General features: G+C 68.3%; 25 protein-coding genes. 19 read left to right on the forward strand and 6 right to left on the reverse strand.

Annotation, left to right across the window (positions count from 1 at the left end):
* Nucleotides 1-34: 34 nt before the first annotated feature.
* From accC to UU7_RS06690, 6 genes are all read left to right on the forward strand, one after another.
* On the forward strand, nucleotides 35-1,402 hold the full coding sequence (gene accC / locus UU7_RS06665) for an acetyl-CoA carboxylase biotin carboxylase subunit (protein ID WP_007806616.1): 1,368 nt from the start codon (nucleotides 35-37) through the stop codon (nucleotides 1,400-1,402).
* Between the two features lie 191 nt (nucleotides 1,403-1,593).
* Nucleotides 1,594-2,493, forward strand: a complete 900-nt coding sequence (gene prmA / locus UU7_RS06670) for a 50S ribosomal protein L11 methyltransferase (protein WP_007806617.1) — start codon at nucleotides 1,594-1,596, stop codon at nucleotides 2,491-2,493.
* Nucleotides 2,494-2,563: 70 nt separating this feature from the next.
* Entirely contained in the window at nucleotides 2,564-3,424 is an 861-nt protein-coding gene (locus UU7_RS06675; protein ID WP_007806618.1) for a zinc-ribbon and DUF3426 domain-containing protein, read from the forward strand.
* A 158-nt stretch (nucleotides 3,425-3,582) separates the two neighbouring features.
* On the forward strand, nucleotides 3,583-3,906 hold the full coding sequence (locus tag UU7_RS06680) for a helix-turn-helix domain-containing protein (RefSeq protein WP_050981427.1): 324 nt from the start codon (nucleotides 3,583-3,585) through the stop codon (nucleotides 3,904-3,906).
* A gap of 72 nt (nucleotides 3,907-3,978) precedes the next feature.
* Nucleotides 3,979-5,589: a bifunctional phosphoribosylaminoimidazolecarboxamide formyltransferase/IMP cyclohydrolase gene (gene purH, locus UU7_RS06685; RefSeq protein ID WP_007806620.1), complete on the forward strand. Its 1,611-nt coding sequence runs from the start codon at nucleotides 3,979-3,981 to the stop codon at nucleotides 5,587-5,589.
* An 81-nt stretch (nucleotides 5,590-5,670) separates the two neighbouring features.
* Nucleotides 5,671-6,381 (forward strand): glutathione S-transferase, encoded by a 711-nt coding sequence (locus UU7_RS06690; protein ID WP_007806621.1) that lies wholly within the window; start codon nucleotides 5,671-5,673, stop codon nucleotides 6,379-6,381.
* A 115-nt stretch (nucleotides 6,382-6,496) separates the two neighbouring features.
* Here UU7_RS06690 and UU7_RS06695 read toward each other — a convergent pair whose 3' ends face one another.
* A complete protein-coding gene (locus UU7_RS06695; RefSeq protein WP_040673026.1) occupies nucleotides 6,497-7,027 on the reverse strand; it encodes a DUF2782 domain-containing protein in 531 nt (176 codons plus the stop codon).
* Nucleotides 7,028-7,186: 159 nt separating this feature from the next.
* Between UU7_RS06695 and polA the strand changes: the two genes are divergently transcribed.
* From polA to UU7_RS06710, 3 genes are all read left to right on the forward strand, one after another.
* On the forward strand, nucleotides 7,187-9,949 hold the full coding sequence (gene polA, locus UU7_RS06700; RefSeq protein ID WP_007806623.1) for a DNA polymerase I: 2,763 nt from the start codon (nucleotides 7,187-7,189) through the stop codon (nucleotides 9,947-9,949).
* A gap of 314 nt (nucleotides 9,950-10,263) precedes the next feature.
* The gene (locus tag UU7_RS06705; RefSeq protein WP_007806624.1) at nucleotides 10,264-10,482 is read left to right on the forward strand and encodes a hypothetical protein; all 219 of its coding nucleotides are present in this window, start codon (nucleotides 10,264-10,266) and stop codon (nucleotides 10,480-10,482) included.
* A 72-nt stretch (nucleotides 10,483-10,554) separates the two neighbouring features.
* Nucleotides 10,555-12,804: a DNA helicase II gene (locus tag UU7_RS06710; protein WP_040673027.1), complete on the forward strand. Its 2,250-nt coding sequence runs from the start codon at nucleotides 10,555-10,557 to the stop codon at nucleotides 12,802-12,804.
* A gap of 5 nt (nucleotides 12,805-12,809) precedes the next feature.
* Here UU7_RS06710 and UU7_RS06715 read toward each other — a convergent pair whose 3' ends face one another.
* From UU7_RS06715 to UU7_RS06725, 3 genes are read right to left on the reverse strand one after another with little or no spacing between them, the layout of a single operon-like run.
* Nucleotides 12,810-14,066, reverse strand: coding sequence for a heme biosynthesis HemY N-terminal domain-containing protein (locus tag UU7_RS06715; protein ID WP_007806628.1), 1,257 nt, complete (start codon nucleotides 14,064-14,066; stop codon nucleotides 12,810-12,812).
* Complete coding sequence (locus UU7_RS06720) at nucleotides 14,063-15,214, reverse strand: uroporphyrinogen-III C-methyltransferase (RefSeq protein WP_007806631.1); 1,152 nt, start codon at nucleotides 15,212-15,214, stop codon at nucleotides 14,063-14,065. The genes UU7_RS06715 and UU7_RS06720 overlap by 4 nt, the downstream gene beginning before the upstream one ends.
* A 58-nt stretch (nucleotides 15,215-15,272) precedes the next feature.
* Complete coding sequence (locus UU7_RS06725) at nucleotides 15,273-16,043, reverse strand: uroporphyrinogen-III synthase (RefSeq protein WP_007806633.1); 771 nt, start codon at nucleotides 16,041-16,043, stop codon at nucleotides 15,273-15,275.
* 375 nt (nucleotides 16,044-16,418) lie between these two features.
* Here UU7_RS06725 and UU7_RS06730 point away from each other — a divergent pair, with 375 nt between their 5' ends.
* From UU7_RS06730 to UU7_RS06740, 3 genes are all read left to right on the forward strand, one after another.
* Nucleotides 16,419-16,889, forward strand: coding sequence for a YiiD C-terminal domain-containing protein (locus tag UU7_RS06730; RefSeq protein WP_007806636.1), 471 nt, complete (start codon nucleotides 16,419-16,421; stop codon nucleotides 16,887-16,889).
* Between the two features lie 56 nt (nucleotides 16,890-16,945).
* A complete protein-coding gene (locus UU7_RS06735; protein ID WP_007806638.1) occupies nucleotides 16,946-17,362 on the forward strand; it encodes a hypothetical protein in 417 nt (138 codons plus the stop codon).
* Nucleotides 17,363-17,600: 238 nt separating this feature from the next.
* The gene (locus tag UU7_RS06740) at nucleotides 17,601-18,047 is read left to right on the forward strand and encodes a rhodanese-like domain-containing protein (RefSeq protein WP_007806640.1); all 447 of its coding nucleotides are present in this window, start codon (nucleotides 17,601-17,603) and stop codon (nucleotides 18,045-18,047) included.
* A gap of 62 nt (nucleotides 18,048-18,109) precedes the next feature.
* On the opposite strand, the gene UU7_RS06745 is transcribed toward UU7_RS06740, so the two are convergent.
* Entirely contained in the window at nucleotides 18,110-19,171 is a 1,062-nt protein-coding gene (locus tag UU7_RS06745) for a 2Fe-2S iron-sulfur cluster-binding protein (RefSeq protein WP_040672998.1), read from the reverse strand.
* Nucleotides 19,172-19,233: 62 nt separating this feature from the next.
* Between UU7_RS06745 and UU7_RS06750 the strand changes: the two genes are divergently transcribed.
* The 7 genes from UU7_RS06750 (at nucleotide 19,234) to UU7_RS06780 (ending at nucleotide 24,918) form a co-directional block, all read left to right on the forward strand.
* On the forward strand, nucleotides 19,234-19,674 hold the full coding sequence (locus tag UU7_RS06750) for a hotdog fold thioesterase (protein WP_007806642.1): 441 nt from the start codon (nucleotides 19,234-19,236) through the stop codon (nucleotides 19,672-19,674).
* Between the two features lie 88 nt (nucleotides 19,675-19,762).
* Nucleotides 19,763-20,707, forward strand: coding sequence for a serine/threonine protein kinase (locus UU7_RS06755; protein ID WP_007806645.1), 945 nt, complete (start codon nucleotides 19,763-19,765; stop codon nucleotides 20,705-20,707).
* Nucleotides 20,708-20,809: 102 nt separating this feature from the next.
* On the forward strand, nucleotides 20,810-21,349 hold the full coding sequence (locus UU7_RS06760; RefSeq protein ID WP_007806646.1) for a DUF1190 domain-containing protein: 540 nt from the start codon (nucleotides 20,810-20,812) through the stop codon (nucleotides 21,347-21,349).
* Nucleotides 21,349-22,527 carry a glutathionylspermidine synthase family protein gene (locus UU7_RS06765; RefSeq protein ID WP_007806651.1) on the forward strand — a complete coding sequence of 393 codons (1,179 nt, stop codon included), beginning with the start codon at nucleotides 21,349-21,351 and terminating at the stop codon, nucleotides 22,525-22,527. The genes UU7_RS06760 and UU7_RS06765 overlap by 1 nt, the downstream gene beginning before the upstream one ends.
* 221 nt (nucleotides 22,528-22,748) lie before the next feature.
* Entirely contained in the window at nucleotides 22,749-23,183 is a 435-nt protein-coding gene (locus tag UU7_RS06770; protein ID WP_007806653.1) for a hypothetical protein, read from the forward strand.
* Between the two features lie 174 nt (nucleotides 23,184-23,357).
* Complete coding sequence (locus UU7_RS06775) at nucleotides 23,358-23,693, forward strand: VOC family protein (RefSeq protein WP_007806655.1); 336 nt, start codon at nucleotides 23,358-23,360, stop codon at nucleotides 23,691-23,693.
* Nucleotides 23,694-23,745: 52 nt separating this feature from the next.
* Complete coding sequence (locus tag UU7_RS06780) at nucleotides 23,746-24,918, forward strand: class I SAM-dependent rRNA methyltransferase (protein ID WP_007806657.1); 1,173 nt, start codon at nucleotides 23,746-23,748, stop codon at nucleotides 24,916-24,918.
* A 19-nt stretch (nucleotides 24,919-24,937) separates the two neighbouring features.
* Here UU7_RS06780 and UU7_RS06785 read toward each other — a convergent pair whose 3' ends face one another.
* Entirely contained in the window at nucleotides 24,938-26,131 is a 1,194-nt protein-coding gene (locus tag UU7_RS06785; protein WP_007806659.1) for an NAD(P)/FAD-dependent oxidoreductase, read from the reverse strand.
* Between the last annotated feature and the right edge of the window lie 25 nt (nucleotides 26,132-26,156).

A 26,156-nucleotide genomic window follows, 5' to 3' on the forward strand; every position in this document is an offset into this window, starting at 1 on the left:
CCCCGTTCCCGGTTCCCCGCTCTTTGGAGCTCCCATGCTAGAAAAAGTCGTCATCGCCAATCGTGGCGAAATCGCGTTGCGCGTGTTGCGCGCCTGCCACAGTCTGGGCATCAAGACCGTGGCGGTGCATTCCACGGTGGATCGCAACCTCAAGCACGTCGGCCTGGCCGACGAGTCGATCTGCATCGGCCCGGGGCCGTCGGTCGACAGCTATCTCAACATCCCGCGGATCATCGCGGCGGCGGAGATCACCGACGCCCAGGCGATCCACCCGGGTTACGGCTTCCTGTCCGAGCGCGCGGATTTCGCCGAGCAGGTCGAGCAGTCCGGCTTCATCTTCATCGGTCCCACCGCCGACGTGATCCGCCTGATGGGCGACAAGGTCGAGGCGATCAAGGCGATGAAGGCGGCCGGCGTGCCGTGCGTGCCCGGCTCCGGCGGACCGCTGGGCGAGGATGTCGACACCAATATCAAGATCGCCCGCGAGATCGGTTATCCGGTGATCATCAAGGCCGCCGGCGGCGGCGGTGGCCGCGGCATGCGCGTGGTGCGCACCGAGGCGCACCTGGGCAACTCCATCGTGATGACCAAGCAGGAGGCCAAGGCGGCCTTCGGCAACGACGTGGTCTACATGGAGAAATTCCTGGAGAACCCGCGCCACGTGGAAATCCAGGTGCTGGCCGACGGCCAGGGCAACGCGATCCACCTGGGCGAGCGCGACTGCTCGATGCAGCGCCGCCACCAGAAGGTGGTCGAGGAAGCGCCCGCCCCCGGCATCACGCCCGAGCTGCGCGCCGAGATCGGCAAGGTCTGCGTGGATGCCTGCATCCGCATCGGTTACCGCGGCGCCGGCACGTTCGAGTTCCTGTTCGAGAACGGCCGCTTCTACTTCATCGAGATGAACACCCGCATCCAGGTCGAGCACCCGGTGACCGAGTGGATCACCGGCGTCGACCTGGTCCGCGAGCAGTTGCTGATCGCCGGCGGCGAGAAGCTGTCGATCAGGCAGGAAGACATCGTGATCCGCGGCCATTCGATCGAATGCCGCATCAACGCCGAGGACCCGGACACCTTCATGCCGAGCCCGGGCACGGTGAAACGCTTCGAGGCACCGGGCGGCCCGGGCGTGCGCGTCGACACGCACCTGTACGATGGCTACCGGATTCCGCCGAATTACGATTCGATGATCGGCAAGCTGATCGTGCACGGTCCCGACCGCGCCACCGCGATCGCCCGCATGCAGCTGGCGCTGGCGGAAACCGTGATCGAAGGGGTGAAGTGCAACATCCCGCTGCAGCAGAAGATCATGGCCGACGTCGGCTTCCAGCATGGCGGGCAGAACATCCATTACCTCGAAAAGCGCATGGCCGAGCAGAAAGAGAAGGCCGGCCCGTCTCAATAAAGCAACGCGCTTCTTGCGTTTGCCTCCTCTCCCCTTGGGGAGAGGATCGTGACCGGAGGAAATCCCCTGGCGGGAAGGTGAGGGGGCGGACTTGCAGCACGCCCGATCAAAACTCGCTCATACACACTTCACCGCTGGCCCCGCCCCTCACCCCAGCCCTCTCCCTCAAGGGAAGAGGGGGACATCACCCCATGCCCTTTCTCGAACTCTCCCTGGTCGTCCGCCTCGAACAGCAACCCGGCGCGGAAGAAGCGCTGGAGGATCTCGGCGCGCTGTCGATCACCTTGCGCGACGCCGATGCCGAAACGCCGGACGAACAGGCGATCTTCGAACCCGGCGTGGGCGAGTTGCCGCTGTGGTCGACGATCACGCTGAATGCGCTGTTCGATGAAGACGCCGACCGCCGCGGCCTGGCCGCGGCGCTGGGTGAACTGTTGCCATGGCTGGAACCGGAGCAGCTGAGTTTCAGCGAGGTCGCCGACCAGAACTGGGAACGCGTCTGGATGGACCAGTTCAAGCCGATGCCGTTCGGCCGGCGCCTGTGGATCTATCCGTGGAACATCGAACCGCCGGTTGACGACGACCTCGTCGTGGTCCGGCTCGACCCCGGCCTCGCCTTCGGCAGCGGCACCCATCCCACCACGGCCCTGTGCCTGGAATGGCTGGACGGCCTCGACCTCGACGGCAAGACCATCACCGACTACGGCTGCGGCTCGGGCATCCTGGCGATCGCCGCGCTGAAACTCGGCGCGGCCAGTGCGGTCGGCGTCGACAACGATCCGCAGGCACTGGTCGCCTCGGCCGACAACGCCGGGCGCAACGGCGTGGACAACCAGCTCGCGCTGTTCCTGCCGCAGGACGTGGACGCCCCGCCAGCAGACGTGTTCATCGCCAACATCCTGGCCGGTCCGCTGGGCGAGCTCGCGCCCACCTTCGCCGCCGCCGCCAAGCCGGGCGCGCCGTTCGCGATCTCCGGCATCCTCGCCGGCCAGCAGGACGAACTGCTGCAGCGCTACGCCGAGTGGTTCGAGGATCTGCGGGTGGACACGCGCGAGGACTGGGTGCGCATCAGCGGACGCCGCCGCGGCTGAAACTTGGATGCAGGCTTGGCGGCGCGATCAGCCTGCTAAGCTTGGCCGATACCGATTCAAAACGGCCTGCATGTATACCCAATGCCCCGAATGCCTGTCCGTGTTCTCGCTGGATGCGCCGACACTCGCCAAGGCGCACGGCCATGTCGTGTGCGGCCATTGCCATGCCGGTTTCGACAGCCTGGCCACGCTCGCCGAACAGCTGCCGCCTGAACCGTTCGTCGAGTTGCCGCTGAACGAACCCGCATTCGAACCACCGCTGCTCGACCTGGTGATCTATCGCCCGCGACCGGAGCCGACGCCTGTCGTCGTGCTCGGCGAGGCGCCAGTCGCGGCGGCGTCGGCCACTCCCGTGGAGGACTTCTCGCAACTGGTGTTTGCGCCGCGCTTTGCACGCGAGCCGAAGGCCCGGGCGCCGAAGCGAACGGAACGAAGGGAACGGCGGCACCTGTCGTCATCGGACGAACGGCGCTGGCCATGGGTACTGGCCTGCAGCCTGCTGACACTGTCGCTCGGCGTCCAGCTGGCCTGGGCCAAGCGCAACGACCTGATCCGCGATCCGCTCACCGGCGGCTGGCTGCGCAGCGCCTGCGCGACTATGGGCTGCGAGCTGCCGCTGGTCGCCGCACCGGAACGGCTGCGGTTGCTGGCCAGCAACGTGCAGGCGCACCCGAGTGTCGCCCACGCGCTGATGATCAGCGCCAGCGTGCGCAACGATGCCGCCTTTGCCCAGCCGTACCCGGTGCTGACGATCACCTTGTCGAACGCGCAGGGCCAGCGCATCGCGATGCGCCGGCTGCAGCCGGAGGAGTACCTGGACGACACCTCGATCCTGCGCAGCGGGCTGGCGCCCGGGGGCACGGCGGTGCTGCTGCTGGAGGTGGAGGACCCGGGCGACAGCGCGGTGGCGTTCGAGATCGGTTTCGAATGAAGGCATCCCCGGTACTTAAAATTATCCGCCCGCGCGGGTAGACTCGACTCTTCGCGTCTGCATGCCTCGACCGCATGCAACAGGCGCCACGAAGCACCAGCATCATCCATAACCATTCGCGACGGCCCATGCAGTCGTCGTTTCGTACGTGAGGGAAAATGTCCGTGAATGCCGTAAGACTGCCTGCTGCCGAGCCCGCCAGAGCGGCCTCGTCGCAGAACGCAGGTTCGCCTGGCGCCAGCCACCATGGCCAGAGCGCCCTGAGCGAATGTGTCACCCGCACGGTGCGCCGCTATCTCGCCGATATCGGTGACACCGAGTGTGCCGAAGGCCTGCACGCGCTGGTGCTGCGGGAAGTCGAGGTGCCGCTGTTGCGCGAGGTGCTGGCCTTCCACGACGGCAATCAGAGCCGCGCCGCCAGCGCGCTCGGCATCAACCGCGCTACCCTGCGCAAGAAGCTGGCCGCACACGGCCTGCTGTAATTCCCACCCGCAAAAGCCGGCCTGCGTTTGGCCGGCTATAATGACCGGCTTTCCCCCTACGGAAACCCGCTCATGCCCGCTCCCCAGCTCGTCCCGGTTCGTCGCGCCCTGCTCAGCGTCTCCGACAAGACCGGCCTGATCGACCTGGGACGACGCCTCGCCGCGAAAGGCATCGAACTGCTCTCCACCGGTGGCAGCGCGAAGGCGCTGCGCGAAGCGGGCATCGCGGTCACCGACGTCAGCGACGTCACCGGTTTCCCTGAAATCATGGACGGCCGGGTCAAGACCCTGCATCCGAACGTGCACGGCGGCCTGCTCGGTCGCCGCGGCACCGACGACGCGGTGATGGCCGAACTCGGCATCGCGCCGATCGATCTGCTGGTGCTGAACCTTTATCCGTTCGAGGCCACGGTGGCGAGGCCGGACTGCACCCTGGAGCAGGCGATCGAGAACATCGACATCGGCGGCCCGGCGATGCTGCGTTCGGCGGCGAAGAACTGGAACGACGTGGGCGTGCTGACCTCGCCCGGGCAGTACGACGCGGCGCTGGCCGAGATCGAACAGCACGGCGGCCTGACCCGCGCCACCCGCTTCAGTCTGGCGGTGACCGCATTCAACAACGTGTCGAACTATGACGGTGCGATCAGCGATTACCTGTCGGGCCTGCAACTGGACGAGACGCAGCAGACGATCGCCGGCCACGCCACCTTCCCCGCGCAGATCAACGGCCGCTTCACCAAGCTGATGGACCTGCGCTACGGCGAAAACCCGCACCAGCAGGCAGCGTTCTACAGCGACCTGCACCCCGCTGCCGGCACGCTGGCCACCTTCCGGCAGCTGCAGGGCAAGGAGCTTTCGTTCAACAACATCGCCGATGCCGATGCTGCGTGGGAATGCGTGCGCAGCTTCGTCAAGCCGGCCTGCGTGATCGTCAAGCACGCCAACCCCTGCGGCGTGGCGGTGAGCCTGGACGGCATCGGCAAGGCCTACGACCTGGCCTTCCAGACCGATCCCACGTCCGCCTTCGGCGGCATCATCGCGTTCAACCGCGAAGTGGATGGCGCCACCGCGAAGGCGATCGTCGAGCGCCAGTTCGTCGAGGTGGTGCTGGCGCCGGCGTATGCGGACGAAGCGCTCAAGGCGTTCCACAAGAAAGGCAACGTGCGCGTGCTGGTCATTCCGATTCCCGAGGACGGCAACCTGCTCGGCGCGCATCCGGGCGGCCATTCCAAGCGCGTGGGTTCGGGCCTGCTGATCCAGAGCGCCGACACCGGCATGATCACCGCCGCCGACCTCAAGGTGGTGACCCGCAAGGCGCCCACCGAGGCGCAGATCCACGACCTGATCTTCGCCTGGAAGGTGGCCAAGTTCGTCAAGTCCAACGCCATCGTCTACGCCCGCGATCGCCAGACCATCGGCATCGGCGCCGGCCAGATGAGCCGCGTGTACAGCGCGAAGATCGCCGGCATCAAGGCCGCCGACGAGAATCTCGAAGTGCGTGGTTCGGTGATGGCATCGGATGCGTTCTTCCCGTTCCGCGACGGCATCGACGCGGCGGCCGCCGCCGGCATCAGCGCGGTGATCCAGCCGGGCGGCTCGATGCGCGATGCCGAAGTGATCGCCGCTGCCGACGAGCACGACATGGCGATGGTGTTCACCGGGATGCGCCACTTCCGTCACTGAACATGACGGAAGCAGATCCGGCATTGAGTCCGGGCGCGGACGGGCGCACGCTCGGCATCCACCCTCACGCGGGAGGCTGCCATGCATTATCAGCTGTTCTACTGGAGCGGCATCCAGGGTCGCGGCGAGTTCGTGCGGCTGGCGCTGGAGGATGCCGGCGCCCCGTATGACGACATCGCCCGCGAGCAGGGCGACGACGTCATGGTGCAGTATCTCGACGGTGTCCACGACGGTCCACTGCCGTTTGCACCGCCCTTCCTCAAGGCCGGCCGATTGCTGATCGCGCAGACGGCGAACATCCTGCACCATCTCGGGCCGCCGCTCGACCTGGTGCCGGACAGCGAGAGCCGCCGGCTGCTTGCGCAGCAGTTGCAGCTGACCATCGCCGACCTGGTCGCCGAAGTGCACGACTCGCATCATCCGATCGCGGGCAGCCTGTACTACGAAGAGCAGCGCAGCGAAGCCGTCCGCCGTGCCGCGGACCTGCGCGAGACCCGGCTGCCGAAATACCTCGACTACTTCGAACAGGTGCTGGAACGCAGCGGCGGGCATCACCCCCTGCATGCGCACTCGTACGTCGATCTGTCGCTGTTCCAGCTGATGAGCGGGCTGGAGTATGCGTTTCCGCGGGCGATGCTGCGCATCGGCCGGCAACTGCCGCTGTTGCGGGCACTGAAGGAGCGGGTGGCGCAACGACCTCGCGTCGCCGCGTATCTCGCCTCGCCACGACGCCTGCCGTTCAACGAGAGCGGCATCTTCCGGCACTATCCGGAACTGGACGACCCGGCCTAGGCGACCCGGGCGAACAGCGCCGAGCCCGGTGCGAACAGCAACCAGCTTTCACGCAGCTGCCCAGGACATCCTCACGACCGGCACCGGCCTGGCCGGGTGCCGGTGGAGCGCGCCGTCAGTGACCGCTGTCGTTCGGCGTGGCTTCGTCCGACTCTGCCGGGGGCCGCGCCTTGCCCCACTCCAGCACCTTGTACATCACCGGGCCCACCGGTTTCTGGCCATGCTCGTCGACCAGCCGACCCTGCGGGTCGACCATGTAGGTCTGGGCGATGCCGCTTTTCGGCGTGATCACCACCATGTAGACACGGCCGTTGCGGCTGTATTCCTGGATGCTGTTGTCGCCTTCCTGGTGCACCCGCACTTCCGGCGTCACTTCGTCGCGCGGATGCCGCGCGCCGTCGTCGTGCATCGCCGGCAGGGCCTGCGGCTTCAGGTTGAGGGACTTTGCGGGCGCGCTGGCGGCAGCGGCGCTCTTCGTCGCGGTCTTTTTTGCCGTCGGCGGACTGACGGCTTTCACTCCCGGGGCGTTGAGGCCAGGCGGCGGTGGCACGTTCGTCGATGGAGCGGATTGCGCCAACGCACTCGAGCCCGGCAGGCTCACTGCGAACAGGAAGCTGGCGGCAGCCAGCACGGCAACGGTCTTCATGGCGGCAACCTCGTTCGGGGAGGGCAGCATAGCAGCGCGATGCACCCGCTTTCGTGAAGCGCGGCGTTTCGCCCTGCATGCGAGAATGGCCGGCACTCTTCCCCGGGCCCGCCGGCCTGCAACGCCGGTGCGGCTGTTCCGCCCAGGTCACCATTGCCCATGCCCAAGCTCATCCTCATCGACGGCTCTTCCTATCTGTACCGCGCCTTCCATGCGCTGCCGCCGCTGACCAATGCGCAAGGCGAGCCCACCGGCGCGCTGTTCGGCGTGGTCAACATGCTGCGTGCCACGCTGAAGGCGAAGCCGGAGTACCTGGCTTTCGTCAGCGACGCACCCGGGCCGACCTTCCGCGACGCGCTGTACGACCAGTACAAGGCGAATCGCCCGCCGATGCCGGACGACCTGCGCGCCCAGGTCGAGCCGATGCTGGCAATCGTCGGCGCGCTGGGCTTTCCGATCCTGCGCGTGGGCGGGGTCGAGGCCGATGACGTGATCGGCACGCTGGCGATGCAGGCGCATGAGCTGGGCATCGAGGTGGAGGTGTCCACCGGCGACAAGGACATGGCCCAGCTGGTTGGCCCCCACGTCACCCTGGTCAACACCATGAGCAACACGGTGATGGACAGCAACGGCGTGATGGAGAAATTCGGCGTGCGGCCGGATCAGATCATCGACTTCCTCGCGCTCACCGGCGACGCCATCGACAACGTCCCGGGCGTGCCCAAGTGCGGCCCCAAGACCGCCGCGAAATGGCTGGCCGAATACGATTCGCTGGACGGCGTGATCGCCAACGCGGACAAGATCGGCGGCAAGATCGGCGAGAGCCTGCGCGAAGCGCTGCCGCGGCTGCCGCTGTCGCGGGAGCTGGTCACCATCAAGACCGACGTGCCGCTGGAATTCGGTCCCACCGAACTGGCCCAGCGCGACGCCGACGTGGCGCAGCTGCGCGAGCTGTACACGCGCTACGAGTTCAAGGCCGCGCTGAAGGAGCTGGATGGCCAGGAGCCGGGCATCGGGCATCCCGCAGGGGGACTTCCTGACGGTCGCCCGGCACCCGGCATCGATCAAGCCACGGCCGCCGGGAGCCCTGCCGCGCCTGATGCGGCATTGTCCGCGCCGGGTGACTACGAACTGGTCACCACCCGGCCGCAGTTCGACGCCTGGTTGGAAAAACTCCGCGGTGCCGAACTGATCGCCTTCGACACCGAAACCACCAGCATCGACGCGATGCGCGCGGACATCGTCGGCATCAGCTTGGCGGTGGAGCCGGGCAAGGCCTGCTACATCCCGCTGGGCCACGACTATCCCGGCGCGCCGAAGCAGCTCGACCGCGAAGAGGTGCTGGCTGCGCTGAAGCCGGTCTTCGAGGATCCATCGCGGCCCAAGCTCGGCCAGCACGCGAAGTACGACATCAACATCCTGGCGCACTACGGCATCGCGGTGCAGGGGCTGGCGCACGACTCGATGCTCGAATCCTACGTGTGGAACGCCACCGCCACGCGCCACGACATGGACTCGCTGGCGAAGAAATACCTGGGCTACGAGACGATCAAGTACGAACAGGTCGCCGGCAAGGGCGCGAAGCAGATTTCATTCTCCCAGGTGGACCTGGACACCGCCTGCCGCTATGCCGCCGAGGATGCCGACATCACCCTGCGCCTGCACCATGCGCTGTGGCCGAAGCTGGAGAGCGTGCCGTCCTTGCGCGACGTGTACCGGGACATCGAGATTCCGCTGGTGCCGGTACTGGCCGAGATGGAACGCCGCGGCGTGCTGATCGACGGCGACGAACTGCGTCGGCAGAGTCAGCAGCTGGGCAAGCGCATGCTGGAATTGCAGCAGCAGTCGTACGCGCTGGCCGGACGCGAGTTCAACCTGGATTCGCCCAAGCAGTTGCAGGCGGTGCTGTTCGACGAGCTCGGCCTCGAAGCGAAACTGAAGACGCCCACCGGCCAGCCTTCCACCAATGAGGAAGCGCTGGAGGCGATCGCCGAGACCCACGAGCTGCCGCGGCTGATCCTCGACTACCGCGGCCTGGCCAAGCTGCGCAGCACGTACACCGACAAACTGTCAGGCATCGTCAATCCGCGCACGGGCCGCGTGCACACCAGCTACCACCAGGGTTCGGTGGCGACCGGTCGGATCTCTTCCTCCGACCCGAACCTGCAGAACATCCCGGTGCGTACCGAAGAGGGCCGGCGCATCCGCCAGGCCTTCATCGCGCCACCCGGCTGGAAGGTGATGGCGGCGGACTATTCGCAGATCGAGCTGCGCATCATGGCCCACCTGTCCGGCGACGAAGGCCTGCTGCGCGCGTTCCACTCCGGCGGTGACGTGCATCGCGCCACCGCGGCCGAAGTGTTCGGCGTGGCGCCGGAGGAGATCACCACCAACCAGCGCCGCGCGGCCAAGGCGATCAACTTCGGCCTGATGTACGGCATGAGTGCGTTCGGCCTGGCCCGCCAGCTCGGCGTGGAACGCGGCGAGGCCGGCGACTACATGGGCCGCTACTTCTCGCGCTACCCCGGCGTGCGCGCGTTCATGGATGCCACCCGCGAACAGGCCCACCGCGACGGCTACGTGGAAACCATCTTCGGCCGCCGGCTCTATCTGGAGAACCTCAACGCTCGCAACGCAGGCTTGCGCCAGGGCGCCGAGCGCGCCGCGGTGAACGCACCGATGCAGGGCAGCGCGGCCGACATCATCAAGCGCGCGATGATCGCGGTGGCCACGTGGCTGAAGGATCGCGACGACGCACACATGCTGATGCAGGTGCACGACGAACTGGTGTTCGAGGTGCGCAGCGAGGCGATCGAGGAAGTGCGGGCGGCCGTGGTCGAACGGATGTCCGGCGCCGCGGCACTGGCGGTGCCGCTGCTGGTCGACGTGGGCGTGGGCGCCAACTGGGACGAGGCGCATTGAGCGGCGTTCCCGTTAATTTTCCATGAGACTGAATCGCTCGTAAATTTCTCTGCAACCCTTGCAACTTTTTCGATCCACCCCACTCTAATCCCACGGATGCACGCAACGGCATCCGCGGCGCGCTCACCTCCCTGAGCCGCCACAGGCACGAACCTCTCCCCTGGGTCTTCGTGTCTGCCCCGCCCCGGAGGCTCCCCCTAGCCTCCGGGGCTTTTTTTGCCCGCCGTCCATCCGCCGGCCTGCCGCCTCGCCTGTACGTTTCATGCACACCGGCGCACGGCATACTCCCGGGCACACTCACCAAGGGGAACACCATGCGCACAGGTCTGATCATCGTCGGCATCATCCTCATTGCCGCGGGTATCTGGGTGGTGGCCGGCCATGCCTTCTACCAGGACACCGACACCCTGGTGCAGGTCGGTTCGGCCAAGCTCACCGCCACCCACGACAAGGGCGTGCCGCAATGGATCGGCATTGCCGGCATCGTGGTCGGCGCGTTGCTGGCGCTTGGCGGCTTCATGCAGAAGCGCTGACGGCGACCATGCGCCAGCCGGAAACCGCCGCCTTCGCGGCGGTTTTCCTTTGTGCCCACTACAATGGGCACGATGGATGTCTCGTACCTGATCGACCCGCTCAACGACGCGCAGCGCGAAGCCGTCTGCGCCCCTCCCGGCCATTACCTGGTGCTCGCCGGCGCCGGCTCGGGCAAGACCCGCGTGCTGACCCACCGCATCGGCTGGCTGACCCAGGCCGAACGCGTGCCGCCGTGGGCGATCCTCGCCGTCACTTTCACCAACAAGGCAGCGGGCGAGATGCGCGCGCGGCTGGAGGCGCTGATCCCCGGCGGCACCCAGGGCCTCACCGTGGGCACCTTCCACGGCATCGCGCACCGGCTGCTGCGGCGGCACTGGCGCGAGGCGGGCTTGCCGGAGACGTTCCAGATCCTCGATTCGGACGACCAGCTGCGGCTGGTGAAACGGGTGGTCGCCGGGCTGGGCCTGGATGACGCGAAGTACCCGCCGCGGCAGGCCATGTGGCAGATCAACCACTGGAAGGACGAAGGCAGGCGCCCGGACGGCATCGAGCATCGCGATCACCCGGTCACGCAGACCTTCGTCAACATCTACAAGGCCTACGAGGACGCCTGCCGCCGTGCCGGCCTGGTCGATTTCGGCGAGCTGCTGCTGCGCGCGCACGAATTGTGGCTGAAGCATCCCGCCGTGCTGGAGCACTACCAGCAACGCTGGCGCCACCTGCTGGTCGACGAGTTCCAGGACACCAACACGCTGCAATACGCCTGGATCCGCGTGCTGGCCGGCGCCACCGGCCAGGTCTTCGCGGTCGGCGACGACGACCAGTCGATCTACGGCTGGCGCGGCGCCAGGGTGGAGAACATGACGCAGTTCCTGCGCGACTTCCCTGGCGCCCGCACGATCAAGCTGGAACAGAACTACCGCTCCACCTCGACCATCCTGAAAGCCGCCAACAGCGTGATCCAGCGCAACGGCAGTCGCCTAGGCAAGGAGTTGTGGACGGCCGGCGACGACGGCGAACGCATCGCGCTGTACGCGGCGTACAACGAGCAGGACGAGGCGCGCTTCGTGATCGAGCGCATCCGCGAGTACATCGACGAGCACGGCTCGGCGAAGGACTGCGCGATCCTGTATCGGTCCAACGCGCAATCGCGCAACTTCGAGGAACAGCTGGTCCAGCGCAACATCGGCTACCGCGTCTACGGCGGCCAGCGCTTCTTCGAGCGCGCCGAGGTCAAGGACGCGCTGGCGTATCTGCGCCTCACCGCGAACCGGCACGACGACGCCGCGTTCGAGCGCGCGGTGAACACCCCACCCCGTGGCATCGGCGATCGCACGCTGGATGTGCTGCGCCGCCGCGCCCGCCACGACGATACGTCGATGTGGGAAGCGGCGCTGCTCGAATTGGCCGGCGGCAGCGAACTGGCCGGGCGGGCGAAGAACGCGGTGAAGGCGTTCCTGGCACTGGTCGACGGGATGGCGCGCAGCTTCGCGGGAATCGGAGAAGCCGATGCTGCGCTTCCCGCTGTTGATCCTCCCATGCCCGACTCCCCATTGCCGATTCCCGGCCTCACCCTGGCCGAACAGATCGACCACGCGATCACCCACACCGGCTTGCGCGATTTCTACGAGAAGGATTCGCGGGGCAACGCCGAGTCGCGGGTGGAAAACCTGGACGAACTGGTCAACGTGGCCAGCCGCTTCGAGCGCAACGCCGAGGACATCGACGCGGGCCTGAGCGAACTCTCCGCGTTCCTGTCCCACGCCACCCTGGAAGCGGGCGAGAACCAGGGCGAAGCCTGGGACGATTGCGTGCAGCTGATGACGCTGCACTCGGCCAAGGGGCTGGAGTTCCCGGTGGTGTTCCTGGTCGGCATGGAGGAAGGCCTGTTCCCCAGCCAGCGTTCGGTCGACGACGAAGGCCGGCTGGAGGAGGAACGCCGGCTCGCCTACGTCGGCATCACCCGCGCCCGCGAAAGGCTGGTCGTCACCCACGCCGAATCGCGCCGCATGCATGGCACCGAGATGCTGGCGCGACCGTCGCGTTTCCTCGGCGAAATGCCGGCCGAACTGATCGACGAAGTGCGCCCACGCGTGCACGTGACCCGACCGATGTACAGCGGTCGTCCGCGCGAAACATCGTCATCGCTGGAAGAAACGCTGCCGGTGAAGCTCGGCCAGCGCGTCAGCCACCCCAGCTTCGGCGAAGGCGTGGTGGTCAGCGCGGAGGGCAGCGGGGCGCACACCCGGCTGCAGATCAATTTCGAAGGCGTGGGCAGCAAGTGGCTGGTGGCCGCCTACGCGAATCTGACGGCGCTGTAGCGGCGTTACCCCGGCAGGCGCGGCAGCCCGTGCGCGTCACGCTCCTCGATCGCGACCGGATGCGTGTCCGGCTGCAGCGGATTGGCGGTCTGCGCCAGCGGCGTGACGACGTCACCACGGGTGAACGCCAGCGCGTTGCGATAGCAGCGTTGCGCCTGGGCGGGGTCGCCCTGGCCGGCGAAGGTGTCGCCCAGGGCTTCCCACGCGGCGGCGCCCGGCGCCAGCGCCAGGGAGCGCTGCAGGTACTGATGGGCCTTGCCCCAGACTTTCAGTCGCACGCACATGCGGCCAAGGGTGAGCAGCAGGTTGGCGTCGTTCGGATGCGCGTCCAGCCAGCCTTCGGCGCGACGCAGGCGCGCCTCGACGTCATCGCCGGACAGGCTGCCGTAGGTTTCGATCAGCAACGGCGACCACTCGCGGCGCAGCGCGGATTCCACTTCATCCATGGCCGGCAGGGTCAGGCCGAAGCCGGCGGCGCGACGCGCGTAGGCATCGATCACGGCCGGCACCCGCCGCTGCGGCTTGGGCCATTGCGACCACATCGCGTTCAACGTGGCTCCGTCGGGCGCGGCGTTCAGCGTGGCAACCAGCACCTGCGCCTCCAGCACGGCGTAGGCACGATGGCCCAGCGCGCCGCTCTTCTGCAGCGGCGCCAGCGCCTCGCGGGCGCGCCGGGTGTCGCCGGTGGCCAGCGCGGCCTGGACCAGTTCGCGCCAGCCGCCGGGAGTCAGCGTGCCCTTGTCCGACTCGGGCAGCAGCAGGGCCAGCGCTTCGGCCGGCTTGCCTTCGCGACGCAGCACGCGGGCACGCAGCACGCGCGCGGCCTGCGGTACCGACTGCGCCGCCTGGTCCAGCGCCTCCAGCGCGCGGCCGGGTTCGCCGCGGCGCGAAGCGGCTTCGGCCGAGGCGAGCAGGGCCGGACCACGCAGGCTGTCCAGCCGCGAGGCACGATTGAGATCACGTTCGGCATCGCCGTGGCGACCTTCGATCAGCGCGATCAGACCCGCGCCGAGGCGCTGCTGGCTGAGCCGCCGATGCCGCCGCGAGAGCGCACCGAACGGCCAGCGCAGCAGCCGCCACAAGCTGGTCAGCACGGCCCACGCCAGCAGCAGGATCACCAGTGCGGCGACCACCGTGGTTTCGATCCTCCAGCCACGCAGGCGCAGCAGCACGTAGCCGGGGTCCTCCGCCACCCAGTGCCAGCCGAATGCGGCCAGCGCGGCGGCGAGCACCGCCAGCAACACCCCGTACCAGAGCCTCATGGCTGGGCCTCGGCCGGCGCTGCGCTGCTGGACGGTGCCGGGCCCAGTGCATGCACCGCGCGCAGGTTGCGCAGTTCGGTCAGCGCGGCGCCGAGCTGCACCGACGGCTTCGCCGGCAATTGCGCCGCCAGTTGCCGCAGCGTGGCGCGCGCCTGCTGCACGGCAGGCGCGGCGGCGTCGAACTGGCTGGCCAGGGTGGCGTCCGCGCGCTGCAGGGCCGCAGCATAGTCCTTGCTGTCGTAGGCCAGCAGCGCCGCCTGTGCCTGGGCCAGGTCGAGCGTCGCCAGTTCGCGGGCAAGACGCGCGTCGGCGACGGCCAGCGGTGCGCCGTTGTCGCGCTGCACGCTGACCACGCTGGCCAGCGCGCGACGAATCCGCGACCAGGTGTCGGTGCCGCCGGCGGTGCCGCTGTCCAGCGGCTTCAGCGGCAGCGTGGCCAGCTCGCCACGCAAGGCCAGCAACTGTTGCAGGGCGGCGGCCTGGCTGGCCGGCTGGCTCCTGGCCAGGGCCTCGCGCTCGGCCTCGATGCTCTGGCGCAGCCCGCCGAATGCGCCATCGTTGACCGCGGCCAGGGTCTGGTCGGCCAGCGCATAAGCCGCCGCCGCGCCCTGCGCGTCGTGGAACAGCGTGTAGCGTTCGCTGGCCATGCGCAGCAGCGATTCGGTTTCGTCCAGCAGCATGCCGTCATGGCCACTGAGGCTCTTCTCGGCAAGCCTGGCCACTGCGTCCTCGACATGGCGGGTGCGTTCGGCCTGACCCAGCAGCTCCTCGCGCAGCGAACGGTTGACCTGGGCTGCATCGTCCAGCCGCTGGTTGAGGCTGCTGCGCTGTTCGCTCATGGCGGTGAGGGAGGTTTCCAGGGTCTCCACGCGCTGCTGCAGGCTGGCCACGTTCCGCGTGTCGACCGCCGCGCCCTGCTCCTGCTGCCACTGGCGCCAGCCGACGTAGCCGGACGCGCCAGCCGCGACCAGCGCCAGCAGGATCGCCAGCGCCAGCGTGCCACTACCGCGGGGACCCGGTGCAGGGCGATGGGAAGCCGGCCGTGACGGACGCAGCGGCGGCTCGACCAGCACCGCATCGGGCGCGACGGGTGCGGAACGGGCGCCCTCGGGCGCGGCGGGCTCGTTGGGCATGTCGTGGTTGCTCATGAGCGCATGCTAGCAGCCCATACGCGCGCGTTCGTAGCAGGCGGATGTGAAGATTCGCTCAACCCGCGGTAGCGGCCTCGGCCAGCAGATCGGCCGACACGGCCGAAGCCGCCACGCGGATGCGCTGGAACCCGGCCGCCCGCGCCGCCTCGGCCAGGCGTTCGCTGCTGACCACCGCAGTGGCCGCGCACAGTCGCGCCCATGCCGGCGCCGGCAGCAACTGCTGCAGGTTGTGCAAAGCCTCGGCGCTGGACAGCAATACCCGCGCCGAGGCGGGCAGCTGCAGCAGCGCTTCCGCGTGACGGCGATCGAGTCGCGGCGGCACGCGATGGTAGACCTGCAGCTCGCGCAGGCGCGCACCCCGCGCCGCGAGCTGCTCGCGCAACACGCCGCGTCCGCCCGGCGCGCCGATCAAGGCCACCCGGCGGCCGCGCAACGACTGCAACTGGGAAAGTTCCAGCAGCCCCTCGCTGTCCTGCCGGCGCGGTGCCAGCGGTGCAGCGACACCGTGTCGACGCAGGGCCTGCGCGGTGCCCTGGCCCACCGCCAGGACGCACGCGGTGGTGCGCAGCGGCAGCAGCGCCGCCGCATGGCGGACGGCGGCAGGGCTGGTGAACACGATCAATTCGTCGCCCAGGGCGGCGCACAGGCCGGCGCGTACCGCGTCCGCATCGGGTGCGGCACGCAAGCCCATTCCGGGCAGGCGCAACGGCACGCCGCCCAGCACACGCACCTTCCGCGCCAGCGCGGAAGCGGTGCCCGCCGGACGGGTGATCACCACGATCCGGCCATGCAGGCCTGGGGTTTTCCGGCTGGATGGTCGCTGCATCCGCGCACCGCGCACGCTTACTGTCATGGCTCCAGTGTAGCGGTGGCTCAGGATGTTCTGATCTATTCAGCGCAGGCGGCATGACGTCCAGAAGGCCCCCAGGTGGCAGTGCGCGGTGCCGGCAAGGCTGGCCGCCTTGGCAAGCCGTGCGCTGCCGCCTGGGGGCCTTCTGGACGTCACCCCATCTTTGTATTCAATCGGTTGGGGCCGGCTCTGTCTGCCCGCATCTCCGCGGCGCGCCTCCTCGACAGGCCGACGCCTGTCTTCGTCCGCGCACCACGAATCTGCGGGCAGACAGAGCCGGTGACGCCAGTGCTGAATAGATCAGAGCATCCTTTACACTGCCGGGCTTTCCCCACGCGAATCCCCGATCACGTGAGCAAGACCGAAGCAACCCTGCTGGCCCGGCAACTGATCCAGTTCGTCCGCGACGAGATCCCGCTGGCCCATGCGATGGACCTGGAACTGGCGGACTGCGACGAGCACAGCCTGACCCTGCGCGCGCCGCTGGCGCCCAACGTCAACGACAAGGGTTGCGCGTTCGGCGGCAGCCTGGTCAGCGTGATGACCTTGAGCGGCTGGGCGCTGGTCGAACTGGCGCTGCGCAAGCGCGGCACGGACTGCGACGTGTTCGTCGCCGAGTCCAGCGTGCGCTACCTGGCGCCGCTGTGGGACGACTTCCACAGCCAGGCGCGGCTGGCCGAGGACGCGGACTGGGCGACCTTCTTCTCCACCCTGGACAACCGCGGCCGGGCGCGCATCGCGGTCGACTGCGTGGTGCCCGGCGAGAACGGCGAACCGGCGTGCGCCTTGAACGCACGCTTCGTGGCCAAACGCCGGGCCTGAGTGGACTGCCTGCGCATCAGGCAGAATGGGCGGGATTTCATCGGGGAGCAAACCACATGCGTCGGATCACCAGCCTTCTGATCGTGCTGTTGTCGGGCCTGCTGCTGGCCGGCTGCGCCACCAAGACCCGCAGCGATGCCCTCACCACCACGCTCAAGGCCTACGGCAGCACGCTGCGCTGGGGCGATTTCCAGAGCGCCGCCCAGTTCGTCGAGCCGAAGGTTCGCGCCGCGCATCCGCTGACCTCGCTGCAGCTGGCGCGCTTCCAGCAGGTGCGGGTCACCGAGTACAACGACGATGCGGGCCCGGTGCCGACCGGCGACTTCGACGTGCAGCAGACGGTGGTGATCAACCTGGTCAACATCCACAACCAGTCCGAGCGCAGCGTCGTCGACCACCAGACCTGGCACTACGACGAGGCGACCAGGCACTGGTGGCTGACCAGCGGCCTGCCGGACATCACCCAGGACTGAGAGGTTGTGCGTTTTTCAACCTCTCAGGTCGGCCAGGCATGGCCGACCGCGGATCGGGCACGCCGTGCCTGATTCGCGTGAGCGAGTCCGGGCGTGTACCGGACTCGCGATAGAAGAAACCACAGGATGTGGTTTTCTTCCCAGGCGCTGAGTCGACGCCCCCCGCGCAACTGGCGGCAACTCCGTATAATCGCCGGTTTACCCGAATTGGTGCGATCAAGGCACCTGTGGACTGACGATGAACGATTTCCTGCACAAGCTGCCCGAATTTGTCGGCAACCATGTGGCCCTGGTGGCCCTGTTCGCGATCCTGCTGCTGGCGCTGATCGTGATGCAGGTCAGCGCCCTGTTCAGCAAGGTCGGGGAACTTAGCCCGGCCGGCCTGACCCACCTGATCAATCGCGAAAACCCGCTGCTGATCGATCTGTCGGCGATCGCCGAATTCGAGAAGATGCACGTGCCCGGCGCCAGGCACGTGGCGATGAGCCAGTTCGATCCGGAGAACAAGGATCTGGCCAAGGCGAAGGAACTGCCGGTGGTGGTGATGGACAAGGACGGTCGTGGCAATTCGATCAAGGCCGCGCAGCGGCTGGTCAAGGCCGGCTTCGCCAAGGTTCATCGGCTGGACGGCGGCGTGCTGGCCTGGCACGCGGCGCAGTTGCCGGTGGCCAAGGGCAACCGGTAAGTAACCCGCTGGCGGGCCACGCTCCCGCCCCGCTGCCCGATCAGACAGCGATCGTCAGGTGTCTACGGCAGCGGCAAGTCATGGATGCCCGCGCGCCCGGCGATGATCTGCGCCAGCACGTCGGGGGCGTATTCGAACGAGTCGTAGTAGAGACGCTCTTCCGGCAGGCCGGCAGCCAGGAAGCGCGGATGCGCGGCATCGATCATCGCCGGCGGCCCGCTCATGTAAAGGTCGTGCCCTGACAGGTCCGGCTGGTCGGCCAGCACCGCCTCGTGCACCAGGCCGGTGCGCAAACCCGCCGCGCCGTCCGCGTCGGACACCACCGCGTGGAACGCGAGGTTCGGCAGTTCGCCCGCCCAGCGTTCGGCCAGCGCGCGCAGGTACAGGTCGCCCGCCACGCGCGCCCCCCAGTAGACCTGGATGGCGCGACGCGTGCCCAGCGCGATGAAGTGCTCGACGATTGCCTTCACCGGCGCAAAACCGGTGCCGCCGGCCATGAAGATCATCGCTCGCTCCGAATCCTCGCGCGGCACGAAGGTGCCCAGCGGGCCCTCCACGCGCAGGTGATCACCCGGCTTCAGCGTGCTGCTCACCCACGACGTGAAACCGCCGCCGGCCACGTGGCGCACATGCATCTCGATCATGCCGTCGGCCTGCGGGCCGTTGGCGATGGAGAACGGACGGCGCTTGCCATCCTCCAGCAGCACGTCGACATACTGGCCGGGCAGGCGCTTCAGGCGACGCTCGCCGCGTGCCGGCAGCAGGCGCAGGCCGGTGACATCCGGCGCCAGCGGCCACTTCTCGGTCACCACCATGCCGAGCTGGCGCCGCGCGATGTCCTCCACCGAGGTGACTTCGCGCGCTTCCAGCAACAAATCCGTCACCGGCACGGCCTGGCACAGCAGCACCGCATGGTGCGCCTGCTCATCCGCATTCAGCGCCAGCGGCGGATTGCGCGGATACTCGCAGCGCCCGTCCAGCAAGGTGGCCTTGCAGCTGCCGCAGACGCCGGCCCGGCACGAATAAGGCAAGGCCACACCCGCCCGTTGCGCCGCTTCCAGCACGGTTTCGCCCGCGACCACCGAAAACTGGCGGCCGGATGTCTTGAGGGTGACCTTGAACACGTGTGCATTGTCGCGGCGATGACCCCGGACGACAATGCGGGTTCGATCCACGGGAATCAACGATGAGCATCTGGAAACAATCCACCGACCTGGACCGCGTCAACGCATGGAGCGCCAACACCATGATGGAGACGCTGGGCATCCGCATCACCGCGATCGGCGACGACTGGCTGGCCGGCACCATGCCGGTCGACCATCGCACCCATCAGCCCTACGGCCTGCTGCACGGGGGCGCCTCGGTGGTGCTGGCCGAAACGCTGGGCAGCACCGCCGCGATGCTGACCTTGGACCCCGCGAAGGAGCTGGCGGTGGGACTGGACATCAACGCCAACCACATCCGCGGCGTGCGCGGCGGCAGCGTCACCGGCACCGCCAAGATGCTGCACATCGGCCGCACCACCCAGGTGTGGGAGATCCGCATCGAAAGCGAGGAAGGGGCTCTGGTGTGCATTTCGCGCATCACCATGGCGGTGATCGCGGCGCGCGGCATGGGCACGCGTTGAACATGCCGCATCTCGATAGAGCGTCCCCTCACCTCAATCCTCTCTCCGACACGGGGAGAGCAGGCGAAAGCAAGAGGCGCGTTTCCTGATGGCGGCTGCGCCGTATGAGAGCCTCACGCCCGATCTCGTGCTCGACGCCGTGAGCGCCTGCGGGCTGTGGCCGGACGGTCGCCTGCTGGCGCTGAACAGCTACGAGAACCGGGTGTGGCAGGTCGGCATCGAGGACGCTGCTCCGGTGATCGCGAAGTTCTACCGGCCGGACCGCTGGAGCGATGCGGCGATCATCGAGGAACACACCTTCGCGCAGGAGCTGGCCGACGCCGAACTGCCCGCGGTCGCCCCGCTGCTGTTCGACGGCCGCAGCCTGCTGCATCACGGTGGCTTCCGCTACGCGCTGACCCCGCGCCGGGGCGGCCGCGCGCCGGAGCTGGAAGCGCTCGACCAGTTGCAGTGGCTGGGTCGGCTGATCGCGCGCATGCACGTGATCGGCGCCCGCGCGCCGTTTGCACATCGCGGCCGGCTCGACCGCGACACGATGGTGCAGCAGCCGATGCATGCGGTGCTCGGCTCGTCGTTGCTGCCGGCCGGCCTGCAGGCCAACTACCGCGTCGCCGCGACCCGGCTGGACGCGGCGATCGGCGCACGCATGGAGGCGCTCGGCCCGCTGCGCCAGTTGCGCCTGCATGGCGACTGCCATCCGGGCAACGTGCTGTGGACCGATGCCGGCCCGCACTTCGTCGACTTCGACGACGCCCGCAGCGGCCCCGCCGTGCAGGACCTGTGGATGCTGGCCAGCGACGAACGCACGATGGAGGCGCTGCTTGAGGGCTACCAGCAGTTCCGCGATTTCGACCACGGCGAACTGGCGCTGATTCCGGTGCTGCGGGCGATGCGCCAGCTGCACTACGCCGGCTGGATCGCCGCGCGCTGGCATGACCCGGCCTTTCCCGTCGCGTTCCCGTTCGCCGCCGAATCGCGCTGGTGGGAACAGCACATCGCCGACCTGCACGAGCTGGCGGACGAACTCGAATAGCCGGACGGCCATCCGCAGCGCCCGCCGCGGTCATTCGCAAGAACTTTCATCCACCCGCCCGAACAGGCATGCTTGAGCGGATTCCCCTGGCCGAGCATCCCCATGAAACGATCCCGCACCGCCGCCCTGCTGCTGATGGGCACGGCCCCGCTGCTGCTGACCGCCTGCGACCGCAACGAGGCGCGCGAAGGCCTGTACACCTCGGTCGAGGCCTGCGTGGCGCAGACCAATGACAGCAGCACCTGCAACCAGGCCTTTGCCAAGGCCGAGCAGGAAGCGGTGGCCACCGCGCCGCGCTTCGCCAACCGCGAGGAATGCGAGGCCAGCTACGGCAAGGAAAAGTGCGCCGAACGCAGCGACGGCAACAACCATTCGTTCTTCGGCCCGCTGATGACCGGCTTCTTCCTGTCGCAGATGATGCGCAACGGCGTGGCCGCCAACGGCTTCAACAGCGCCCCTGCATTCCGCGACAGCAACGGCGGCTGGCAACGGCCGGCGGCGGGCGGCGCCAGTGGCGGCGTCTATCGCGGCGGCACCGCAGGCACCGGCATGGTGCCGATCAACGCCACGCCGAATCGCGCGGTCACCACCAGCCGCTCCGGCTTCGGCCGCTCCAGCGGCAGTCGCGGTTTCGGCAGCTGATGCGCCGCATCGCGCTGGCCGAGCGCCCCGACTGGCGCGCCAAGGCCGCGGATTGCGGTTTCGGTTTCCACACCATCGACGATGCGCCGTACTGGGACGAGTCCGCGTACTACGCCTTCAGCCTGCGCGAGATCGAGCACGACATCGAGTCGCCCACCGAAGAGCTGCACGCGATGGCGCTGGACATGGTCGAGCGCATCGTGGGCAGCGAGCAGCTCATGCAGCAGCTGGCGGTACCCGAGCCGTACCGGGACTGGATCGCCGAAAGCTGGCGCCGGCGCGAACCGCACCTGTACGGCCGGCTGGATTTCGCCTACGACGGCCGCGGTCCGGCCAAGCTGTACGAGCTCAACTACGACACGCCGACCTCGCTGTTCGAGGCCGCGTTCTTCCAGTGGCAATGGCTGGAGGACCAGCTCGCGCGCGGCCAGCTGCCGGCCGGCAGCGACCAGTTCAACTCGATCCAGGAATCGCTGGTGGAGGCGTTCGGCACGATCGCCCGCGGCATCGCGCGACCGTTCCATTTCGCCGCCGTGCGTGATTCGAACGAAGACCAGGGCACCATCGCCTACCTGCGGGACTGCGCGCTGCAGGCCGGCATCGAGTGCGGCACGCTGGCGATCGAGGACATCGGCATCTCCGAGGACGGCCGCTTCACCGACCTCGACGACCAGGTGATCGGCTGCCTGTTCAAGCTGTACCCGCTGGAAGACCTGTTCCGCGAAACGTTCGGCCCGTACCTGCCGCGCTCAGGGCTGCAGCTGATCGAACCGCCGTGGAAGGCGCTGCTCAGCAACAAGGGCATCCTGCCGCTGCTGTGGGATGCGCACCGCGGCCACCCGAACCTGTTGCCGGCCGAATTCGACCAGGGCGGCGCGCTGCCGCGCGGCTGGGTGCGCAAGCCGCTGCATTCGCGCGAGGGCGCCAACATCGCGATGCACCTGGACGACGGCCGCGAACTGCGCACCGACGGCCCGTATGACGGCCCGTGCATCCGCCAGGCCTGCCATCCGCTGACCGCGTTCGACGGCCACTATCCGCTGATCGGCAGCTGGGTGGTCGGCGACCGCGCCTGCGGCATCGGCATCCGCGAGGACAGCTCGCTGGTGACCCAGGACAGCGCCCGTTTCGTGCCGCATGCCATCGTCGAGGAAGCGCGCGGCGTGCTGATCGCCTAGGGCAACGCTGACCAGGTATCGCCGCCGTCATCACCTCGTCATTTCAGGTTCAACAGGTTGAGGCCCACCCTCTCTGTCCGCATGCCTTCGGTCCGTCGTCTCGACAGACGGCCAGTCTGCCTTCGTCGACGCCCCCGTGGTCTGCGAACAGAGAGGTGGGTGACGGTGGTGATACTTGATCAGCGTTGCCCTAAGCTTGCGTTTTTTTGCCAGGGCTACGCATGCGCACTGTTCTGTTCCGCCTGATCGGCGTCCTCGAAATCGCCGGCGGCTTCTACGGGGTGGCGGCGATGCTGCACCGGCTGCTGCCATTCGGCGCCCACGACAGCCTGATCGCCCTGCTCGGCCTGGCGCTGTACGGCTTCGTGCTGGCCGCCGGCATCCAGCTGGTCGCCGGCAGCGAGCAGGGCGTGCGGATGTCGCGCTGGGCGCAGCTGCTGCAGCTGCCGCTGATCGCCCTGCCCGTGTTCAGTTACGGCCTGCATTGCGGCGCCTTCGTCAACGTGTTCGCCACGCTGCAGTCGACGCCGCGGCTGGGCATCGACTGGCACCTCGGCTCGCAGGGTTTCCTGCTGGCGATCGCCGGGCCGTCGGTGTCGCGGATCGGCATCAACCTGCTGGCGCTGCTGTCGTGGCTGGTGCTGCGACTGCGCTGAGGGGTTATGTTTCAACCTCTCAGCCCGGCCATGGACGGCCGGTCGCGGAGCAGCCACGCAGGTGACTGATTCGCGTGAGCACGTCCGGGCACGTACCGGACGTGCGATAGAAGAAAACCACAGGAAGTGGTTTTCTTCACAGGTGCTGACCTGTTCAACCCCGGAGAGTCCGCGATGGCGCGTCCCAACTACATCGAATTGCCGGCCAGCGACATCGCGGCGTCCAAGGCGTTCTACCACCAGGCCTTCGGCTGGGAGCTGACGGATTTCGGTCCCAGCTACGCGGCGACCATGACCGGCGACGTGGACGTCGGCCTGCAGGGCGATCCGACCGAAGCCACCCGCGCGCCGCTGCCGGTGATCGCGGTGGACGACCTCGAAGCCGCCCTGCTCGCGGTGACGGCCGCCGGCGCCAGCATCGTGCGCCCGATCTTTGCCTTCCCCGGCGGGCGGCGCTTCCAGTTCCTCGACCCGCACGGCAACGAACTGGCGGTGGTCCAGGCCGACTGAGCATTCGCCGTCGCAGCGCGGCCGGCGCCCGGCCACCAGCTATCATGGGTGGATGAATACTCCCGCCGCGCTTCCCGTCATCCGCCTGAAATCCGACCGCAGCCCCGGCCACCCGTGGGTGTGGTCGGCACAGATCTACAAGCCCGAGTCGAAACTGCCGCCGGGCAGCGTGGTCGAGGTACAGGACGCGAAGGGCCGCTTCGTGGGCCGCGCGTTCTGGAACGGCCACGCGCGCATCGCGCTGCGCCTGCTCGACACCGATCCGCAGGCCACGATCGACGCCGACTGGATCGCCGCGCGCATCGCCCGCGCCGTGCAGCTGCGCCGCGACTGGCTGCAGCTCGATGCGGTCAGCGACGCCTGGCGCGTGGTGCACAGCGAAGGCGACGACCTTTCGGGCCTGATCGTCGACCGCTACGCCAACGTCATCGTGGTCGAATACTTCGCCGCCGGCATGTGGAAGTTCCGCGAGGCGATCCACGCCGCCCTGCTCGCGCATTTCCCCGGCGCGCAGTTGTACTGGTTCGCCGAGTCGCACGTGCAGAAGCAGGAATCGTTCGACTGCCGCAGCCCCGACGTGCCCGCCGCGTTCGAGGTGCACGAACATGGCCTGCGCTTCCACGCCGCGCCGGGCTCCGGCCACAAGACCGGCTTCTTCGCCGACCAGCGCGACAACCGCAAGCGCTTCGCCGAACTGGCCAGGGGCCGCCGCGTGCTCGACCTGTGCTGCAACGCCGGCGGCTTCGCGGTGCACGCGATGGCGGCCGGCGCGCGCGAGGCGGTCGGCGTGGACCTGGACGCCGGCATCCTCGAAGTCGCCCGCGCCAACGCCGCGGCGAACAACGTCGCGGTGAGCTTCGAGCAGTCCGACATCTTCGACTGGGTGCGCGCCGCGGTAGCCCGCGGCGAACGCTACGACGCGGTGATCCTCGACCCGGCCAAGCTCACCCGCGACCGCAGCAAGGTGATGGACGCACTGAAGAAATACTTCGCGATGAACCGCATGGCGCTGGACATCATCCCGCCCGGCGGGCTGCTGCTGACCTGCTCGTGCACCGGCCTGGTCGGCGAAGGCGAGTTCCTGGAAATGCTGCGCCGGGTCGCGCTCAACGCCGGCCGCGCGATCCAGGTGCTGGAAGTGCGCGGCGCCGGCGCCGACCATCCGTTCCGCACCGACGTGCCGGAAGGCCGTTACCTGAAGGCGGTGTTCTGCCGGGTGGATTGAAGCTGCTTCGACAGGAGGGTCAGGCGCCGCGTGGCAGGCGCCCGCGCAGCGACGCGGCATCGAACGGGCCAGGCTCGGCGATCAGCTCGCGCGCGGCGTCGACCTGGTCCCAGGTGTTCCACAACAGCACGCCGCGCACGCGACCGCCGTCGAGGTAATACACCACGCCTTCCCGATACGGCTCGCGCCAGTCCTCGACCACCTGGAGCCGCGTATCGAGCAGGCCGACGGCTTCGTAACCCAGGTCGAACAGATCCGAGTAGAAGAACGGCTGGACGACGTAATCCTCCGCCACGCCGGCCATCGCGCGTCCCGCATGCCGGCCCATGCTGATCGCGGCGTCCTCGTGCTCCACGCGCATCCGGCGATCCAGCGCGACACTGTGGAAGTTGGCCACGTCGCCAGCGGCCCAGATGTCTGCATCGCTGCTGCGCAGTTGCGCATCGACGACGATGCCGTTGTCGACAGCCAGCCCGGCCTGCTCGGCCAGCGTCACGTTCGGCGTCACGCCAAGACCGGCCACCGCCGCTTCGACCAGCATGATTTCACCGTTGGACAGCTCCAGCTTCACGCCATCCTGGGTGGCTTCGCCGCCGACCACGCGGGTTCCGGGATGCAGGTCCACACCGCGGCTACGGTAGTAGTCGTCCAGGTAGTGCGCCAGCACTTCGGGATAGCGTCCCGCGCCGATCGTCTCGCCGGGAAACAGCAGGCTCACCTTGCAGCCGATGCTGCACAGCGAGGCCGCCAGCTCGCAGCCGATGAAGCCGCCGCCGACCACGGCGACGTAGGCGCCGGGTCGGGCGTAGCGACGTAGCGCTTCGTAGTCGGCCAGCGTGCGGTAGTGGATCAGCCTTTCGCCGCCATCAAACGGCAGCAGGCGCGGCGTGGCGCCGGTGGCCAGCAGCAGCCGGCGATAGCGATAACTGTCGCCCCGGTCGTCGCGGGCCACGTGGGCGACACGATCCAGCGAGGCAATGCGCCGCCCCAGGTGCAGCGTGGCGCCACTCCCTGCGGTGGCCAGGTCGATGTCCGCGAGCGACTTGTCGCCCTTCCACATCGCCTTGCTCAGCGGCGGCCGCTGATACGGCGCCGATGGGTCGTCGCCCACGATGCCGACGTTCGCCGCGCCGTCGACTTCGCGGATGGCCTTGGCGGCAGCGTCCGCGGCCATGCCGCCGCCGATGACCAGGTAATCGTGGACGTGTTCCATGAAGCTCTCCCGGGCTGAACTTCCG

It is taken from the genome of Rhodanobacter spathiphylli B39, from assembly GCF_000264295.1.
Lineage (GTDB): Bacteria > Pseudomonadota > Gammaproteobacteria > Xanthomonadales > Rhodanobacteraceae > Rhodanobacter > Rhodanobacter spathiphylli.